8 protein-coding genes are annotated in these 6,937 nt (G+C 62.6%); all 8 read left to right on the forward strand.

The window, feature by feature from the left end:
- The first annotated feature begins 28 nt into the window (after positions 1-28).
- The 8 genes from F0185_RS24720 to F0185_RS24755 all read left to right on the forward strand — a co-directional run bounded on the left by F0185_RS24720 (position 29) and on the right by F0185_RS24755 (position 6,862).
- Positions 29-1,264 (forward strand): nitrous oxide reductase family maturation protein NosD, encoded by a 1,236-nt coding sequence (locus F0185_RS24720; protein WP_167228988.1) that lies wholly within the window; start codon positions 29-31, stop codon positions 1,262-1,264.
- Positions 1,254-2,165 carry an ABC transporter ATP-binding protein gene (locus F0185_RS24725; protein ID WP_223164570.1) on the forward strand — a complete coding sequence of 304 codons (912 nt, stop codon included), beginning with the start codon at positions 1,254-1,256 and terminating at the stop codon, positions 2,163-2,165. The genes F0185_RS24720 and F0185_RS24725 overlap by 11 nt, the downstream gene beginning before the upstream one ends.
- Positions 2,149-2,985, forward strand: a complete 837-nt coding sequence (locus F0185_RS24730; RefSeq protein WP_187362642.1) for an ABC transporter permease — start codon at positions 2,149-2,151, stop codon at positions 2,983-2,985. Before F0185_RS24725 ends, F0185_RS24730 begins: the two co-directional genes overlap by 17 nt.
- Positions 2,970-3,479, forward strand: a complete 510-nt coding sequence (locus F0185_RS24735; protein ID WP_167228967.1) for a nitrous oxide reductase accessory protein NosL — start codon at positions 2,970-2,972, stop codon at positions 3,477-3,479. The genes F0185_RS24730 and F0185_RS24735 overlap by 16 nt, the downstream gene beginning before the upstream one ends.
- 31 nt (positions 3,480-3,510) lie before the next feature.
- Positions 3,511-3,951 (forward strand): c-type cytochrome, encoded by a 441-nt coding sequence (locus F0185_RS24740; protein ID WP_167228969.1) that lies wholly within the window; start codon positions 3,511-3,513, stop codon positions 3,949-3,951.
- Between the two features lie 7 nt (positions 3,952-3,958).
- Complete coding sequence (locus F0185_RS24745) at positions 3,959-4,999, forward strand: FAD:protein FMN transferase (RefSeq protein WP_167228971.1); 1,041 nt, start codon at positions 3,959-3,961, stop codon at positions 4,997-4,999.
- Positions 5,000-5,113: 114 nt separating this feature from the next.
- Complete coding sequence (locus F0185_RS24750; protein WP_167228973.1) at positions 5,114-5,536, forward strand: hypothetical protein; 423 nt, start codon at positions 5,114-5,116, stop codon at positions 5,534-5,536.
- Between the two features lie 480 nt (positions 5,537-6,016).
- A complete protein-coding gene (locus F0185_RS24755; protein ID WP_167228975.1) occupies positions 6,017-6,862 on the forward strand; it encodes a DUF3800 domain-containing protein in 846 nt (281 codons plus the stop codon).
- Positions 6,863-6,937 lie beyond the last annotated feature (75 nt).

The following is a 6,937-nucleotide window of genomic DNA, read 5'->3' on the forward strand; positions in this document are numbered from 1 at the left end:
CCGCGCCGCCGTCGCCGCCGTCGCCTATATGCTGCTGGCCCTGTGCGCCGCCAGCGCCAGCGCGGCCGTGCTGCAAGTGCGCGCGGGCGAGTCGATCGGCGCCGCCGTGCGCGCCGCCAGCGCCGGCGACACCATTTTGATCGCGCGCGGCCTCTACAACGAGCGCCTGCTGATCGACAAGCCGCTGACCCTGCGCGGCCAAGGCCGGCCCACTATCAGCGGCCAGAACAGCGGCGACGTGATCCGGGTAGGCAGCAGCGATGTCACCATCGATGGCCTGATCCTGCGCGACAGCGGCGCCGACCTCGACCGCCAGAACGCCGGCGTGCACGTGCGGCCCGGTTCCGACCGCCTGATGCTGCGCAACTGCGTGCTCAGCTACACCCTGTTCGGCGTCTTCCTTGACAAGTCGGACCATTCCACCCTGACCGGCAACACCATCACCGGCAAGCGCGACCTGCAATCGGCCGCGCGCGGCAACGGCATCCAGGTCTACAACAGCGCCCACGTGGAAGTGATCGACAACAACATCAGCTACGCGCGCGACGGTATCTATGTGGATATCTCGCGCCATGCGCTGTTTCGCGGCAACAAGATCCACCACCTGCGCTACGGCACCCACTATATGAACACCAACCACAGCACCTGGGAAAACAACGAGTCCTACCAAAACCGCGGCGGACTGGCGCTGATGGAAGTACGCAACCTGGTGGTGCGCAACAACATCGCCTGGGGCAATGAAGACCACGGCATCATGCTGCGCACGATCCAGGATTCTGTAATCGAAAACAATGTTGTCGCGGCCAACGGGCGCGGCTTTTTCGTGTACGACGCCGAGTACAACGTGCTGCGCAACAACGTGGTCATCAACAACCGCACCGGCGTGCACCTGTCGGCCGGATCGTCGAACAACGCGGTCGATGGCAATGACTTCATCGGCAACGAAGAGGCGGTCAAGTTCGTGGCCGCGCGCGACGTCGCCTGGGGCCGCACGCGCGGCAATTACTGGAGCGGCTACAACGGCTGGGACCAGGGCGGCGACGGCGCCGGCGACGTGCCCTACGAGGCAAACGACATGGTCGACCGCCTCAACTGGCAATATCCGCTGGTCAAGCTGCTCCTCTCCAGTCCGTCGGTAAGCACCTTGCGCTTCGTGGCGCGCCAGTTCCCCGTGCTGCGCGCGCCCAGCGTGGTGGACCCGCATCCGCGCATGCGGCCCAATAATCCTGACTGGCAACGTTGGAATGACAAACATGTCCATTGAACTCGACGCCGTGAGCAAATCGTTCGGCCCGGTCGAGGCGATCCGGAACGTCTCCCTGAGCGTCAAGCAGGGCGAGATGTTCGGCCTGATCGGCCACAACGGCGCCGGCAAGAGCACCCTGTTCAAGCTGATGCTCGGCCTGCTGCCGGCCAACGCCGGCAGCGTGAAGGTTGGCGGCGTGGCGACCTCGAGCGCGCAGTTCCGCCAGGTGCGGCGCCGCATCGGCTATCTGCCGGAAAGCTTTGTCAGCTACGACAACCTCTCCGGCCTGGAAGTGCTGCAACTGTTCGCCGACCTCAAACAGGTGGCGCGGGCCGAATGCGGGCGCGTGCTGCGCCGGGTCGGCCTGGCCGACGCCTCCGGGCGGCGCCTCAATACCTATTCGAAAGGCATGCGCCAGCGCCTCGGCTTCGCCCAAGTGCTGCTGGGCGACCCGGCACTGATCTTCCTCGACGAGCCGACCAACGGCCTCGATCCGGAAGGCATCGCCGATTTCTACAGCATCCTGCGCGAGGCGCAAGGGCGCGGCGCCACCATCGTGATCACCTCGCACATCCTGGCCGAGATCCAGGACCGGGTCGACCGCCTGGTCATCCTCGACGCCGGCAAGGTGGCCGCGCTCGGCACCCTGGCCGAGTTGCGCGCGCGCCAGGTGCTGCCCTCGCACATCGAGGCGCAGCTCTTGCCCGGCTGCGGCGACAAGGCCGGTCCGGCGCTGGCGCATCTGGCGGGCCTGACCATCATTATCGATGGCGACCATGCCGGCATCGCCTGCGCCGCCGCGCAGAAGGCCTCCGTGCTGGCCGCGCTGGCCCCGATGCTGTTTGATGTGACCATCCGCGAACCCTCGCTGGAAGACCTGTTCCTCGGTTATGGAGGCCACCATGCACGCGCGCATTGAATGGGGCCAGGTGCGCGTGATCGCCGCCAAGGAATTTCGCGACCGCATCCGCAACCGCTGGGTGGTGGCCGTGGCCGTCATTTTCGCCCTGTTCGCGCTGGCGATCGCCTACTTCGGCGCCTCGCAGCAGGGCGAGGTGGGTTTTCGCAGCATCGACGTCACGGTGGCCAGCCTGGTCAGCCTGGTGATCTACCTGGTGCCGCTGATCGCGCTCATTCTCGGCTACGACGCCATCGTCGGCGAGCGCGAGCGCGGTTCGCTGGAACTGATGCTGTCGATGCCGATCACCCGCTTCGAGATTTTGTTGGGTAAATATTGCGGCTTGTCGGCCGCGCTGGCCAGTTCCACCGTGCTCGGTTTCGGCGCCGGCCTGCTGCCGCTGGCGGCCGAGCTGACCGTGCGCGACGGCTACCACTACGCCGGCTTTGTGGGCAGCGCCATCTTGATGGGCATGGCTTTCCTGAGCATCTCGATGCTGGTGTCGGTGCTCGCGCTTGACCGCGTGCGCGCCAGCGGCGTGGCGATCGGCCTGTGGTTCTTTTTCGTGCTGATTTTCGACTTGCTGCTGATGGGCGCGCTGGTGCTCAGCCAGGGCCGCTTGAGCAGCAATGCCTTCGCGGCGTTGCTGATGCTCAATCCGGCCGATGTGTTCCGCCTGCTCAATATTTTCAGTTCGGAACAGGCGCAAAGCCTGTACGGACTGGCCACCGTCATGCCGGGCGGCCTGCTTGACCCGGCCGCGCTGCTGGCGATCATGGCCGCCTGGGTCGTGATTCCCTTCTTACTTGCCAATTGGAGTTTCAAATGTCCTTCAAGATGAGCCGCCTGCTGGCGGCGCTGGCCACCGCCGGCCTGCTGGTCGCGTGCGGCGAGCAAGCCCTGACCGCTACCGCCCAGGAGCCGGGCAGCGACACCGCCTGCGCGCTGGACGGCATGGTGCTGCTCGACTTTGCCGGTCCCAAGGCGCAGATCCAGTATGCCGAGGGCAAGGCCGATTATTACTGCGACCTGATGGAGTTGTTCACGGTGATGCTCGCACCCGAGCACAAGCGCCGCATCGCGGGCGTGTTCGTGCAGGACATGGGCAAGACGGCGTGGGACAAGCCGAGCGGGCACTGGATTGCCGCGAAGGATGCGCTGTATGTGGTCGGCAGCAAGAAGCAGGGCTCGATGGGGCCGACCTTCGGCTCCTTCTCGGACCCCGCCCAGGCGGCCGCCTTTGCCAAGGCCGAGGGCGGCAAGGTGCTGCCCTACAGCCAGATCACGGCGGCCATGCTCGACACGGGCCACGCCGCCGGCGACATGCGCCATTGATTGTCCATATTTTAACGACTGGAAGAACATCATGAAAAACACGACTTTGCTTTCCCTGCTGATGCTGGCCGCGCTGGCCGCTTGCGGCGACAAGGCGCCGGCCCCCGCCGCCGCCACGCCTGAGAGCGCCCCGGCGAGCGCCGCAATCACGCCCGCACCGGCACCGGCCCCGCCGCCTGTCCCCGCTCCTGCCGCTGCGCCGTCGCCGGCCGCTCCCAGCGCGGCCGTGCTGGCCGCCGGCGAAAAAATCTACACCGCCTCCTGCGCCTCGTGTCACGCGGCAGCGGTGATGGGCGCGCCGAAACTGGGCGACAAGCCGTCCTGGACGCCGCGCATCGCCAAAGGCGTCGATGTGCTGTACGCCAGCGCCCTGAATGGCTTCAAGATGATGCCGCCGCGCGGTGGCAACGCCGCCCTCAAGGACGAGGAAATCAAGTCGGTGGTCGATTTCATGGTCAGCAAGGCGCAATAAATCCCGGATGCGCACCTTTCAACGCATGCTGGTCCTGGCGCTGCTTTGCCTGCTGGGGCTGGCCGCGTGCCAGCGCCCCGGCGTCGTGCATCGCACCCGCGGGCACGTGTTCGGCACGGCGGTCGAGGTCAGCATCTATGGCGGTTCGCCCGAACGCGCGGCCGCGCTCAGCGGCGCGGTGCTGAACGAATTCGACCGCCTGCATCACAAATATCATGCTTGGCAGCCGAGCATGCTCACCGCGCTCAACGACGCCATCGCGCGCGGCGAGCCGTTTACCGCCGACGCCGAGATGGTATCCCTGCTGCAATCGGCAACCGTGGTGGCGGACCGCTCCGGCAACCTGTTCAACCCGGCGATCGGGCGCCTGATCCGCCTGTGGGGCTTCCAGAGCAGCGACATTGCGCCACAGGCCCCGGCGGCGGCCGATGTCCGGCGCTGGCTCGACGCGCGCCCGCGCCTGTCGGACCTGCGCTATGACGGCAACACGATTTCGAGCACCAACAAGGCCGTCATGATCGACCTGGGCGGCTACGCCAAAGGCTACGCGCTCGACCGCGCCGCGCTGATCTTGCGCCAGGGCGGGGTCGAGGCGGCATTGGTCAACGTGGGCGGCAATGTGATCGCCATCGGCCAGCCGGGCGGGCGGGCGTGGCGGGTCGGCATCCAGGACCCGCGCGCGGGCGGCGCGCTGGCCCAGGTGGACTTGCGCGACAACGAAGCCATGGGCACGAGCGGCGACTACCAGCGCTATTTTCTCAAGGACGGCAAGCGCCACCCGCACATCATCGACCCGCGCAGCGGCTATCCGATCGACCTGGTGGCCTCGGTGACGATCATCACGGCAGGCGGGAGCGACGCCGGACTGCGCTCGGACGGCAACTCGAAACCGATGTTCATCACCGGTCCGGCCGGATGGGAGGCGATGGCCGCGCAGATGGGCCTGGCCGAAGTGATGCTGATCGACGCCCAAGGCAAGGTCCACACCACGGCGGCCATGGGGGCGCGCCTGGCGGCGGCGCGGCAGGGCGGGGCGGCGTCAAAATAGTTTCCGTGCGGGAATCAAAATATCGGAAAGTTTACTTACGGCTAGAATAGTGATTCGACAACATGCGGCTGGATATCGGCGCGGTTGATCCCACTCACATCACCGGAGAATAACTTGCCTAAACACTTAATCAAAATTTCAATGCTGTGCGCCGCGGTGCTGATGGCAGGTTGCGAAACCACCGGCTCCAAGCAGGCCGACCCGAACGCGGTCGAAGCGCCGTCGCCGAAGAATCCGGATTTCGCCGGGGAGATGGCCAAGTTCGATGCGCAATTCCCGAACGCCAAAGCGACCAAGTACGAAAACGAATCGATCGCCTTCAACAACGATCGCAAGCTCGATCAAAAAGGCGATTGCCACGGCAAGTCGAAATACCCGGTCACGATCGTGCTGATCCTCGACGCCGAAGGCAAAGTCACCAAGACCATGACCGATGTCGAGAATGCCAAGGCGGCGTGCTTCCGCAGCGCCTACAACGGCGTGCAATTCCCGCGTCCGCCGATGGCCCCGTACCGCAAGGCGATCCTGCTGAAGTAATTGTCTTTCTGCCGCTGCAGGCCACGCCTTTGCCATTGCGTAGGTGGTAACATGTGGTCTTTCGCGCTGGAGATCGTTACTAGGTTTCGGATGCTGCGTCACTCATCGCGAACTCTGCCCGCTGAACACGGCTGTTTACTATGCCGGTTAAGCTGGGCGCTATTAGCCTGCGCGGGCGAGAATGGCTGGACTCTGTTTCTGTCTGTACACATGGGCGCTGTACACCATTCCGGGAGAATCAACCGTGCGCAACCGCTGACGCCTTCGGAACCAGAATAGGGGCGTGGACAATTTAAGCGCTCCTTGTAATACGGACCTTTGGGTTACTTATCCCGTTAGTGAAACTTGGACGAAGCCGAGCTTTCGGATGGTCCGTCTCACAGAGTTAAGACTTGGACGAAGCCGAGCTTTCGGATGGTCCGTCTCACAGAGTTAAGAAAGTGTCATAGACTGGGGCTTTTCCATAACAAGAGCAACTCTATGAGAATTTATTTCGATGAGTCAGGAAACACAGGCAGTGACCTGCTGAACAAGGACCAGCCACTTTTTGCCCTCGCATCCACATGCTTGGAGAACGACGCTGCACAAAGATTGGTGCAACCTCTAAAGCGCCAAGGGCAAACAGAGGCAAAGTACAGCAAGCTCAAGAATTCTCGGTCAGGCCAAGCAGCGTTGATTGAATTTCTCTCTGCACCTGAGCTGAATTTGTCAACCGCCAAATTCAGTCAGGCGGACAAACGTTACTACCTAATTACCCATTTAGTAGACAAATTGATAGAGCCGACGCTTTATGAAAATGGACTTGATCTATATGCCAGAGACGCCCATGTCGGACTGACTAATGTTTGGTACTTCACAGGAAAATCGATTTTTCCAAATGGTCATTGGGAAAAAGTTTTGTCCGCCTTTGAGCGCGCCGTGAGGTGTCCGACAAATTCAACGTTTTTGCATTTCGATGAAACGCTGACGCGCGCAGCGCGTGTCACGCCATTTGATAGTCGTGATTTTGCCACTGGACTGCTCATGGCGAAGGGGCGGCTTGAGGAATTCATAGGATGCTACAGAGGCGGCGTCGTGTTTGACCCTGCGCCGGATATCTTTACCGCGATGATTCATCGGTGGATGGAACAGTGCCCTGGAAAATTCTCTTTAATCCATGATAGATCAAAACCGTTGGCGCGAAATGAGAAGTTCTTTCGCGCGCTTATCGTCGACGCACCGAGTCGTATGATTGGATACGGTGAACGTCAAGTCGAGATGCCGTTACGGGTGAGGTGTCAACGGCGATTTAAAACTGATACAGTTTTCGTAGTGCCAGCGATTTAAAGCTGATACACCTCCGTTACCGAACACACCATGTGTTCAGCCAATTTCCGTGACCTCGCACCCGCGCATCATTCC

The organism is Massilia rubra, from assembly GCF_011682065.1.
Lineage (GTDB): Bacteria > Pseudomonadota > Gammaproteobacteria > Burkholderiales > Burkholderiaceae_D > Telluria_A > Telluria_A rubra.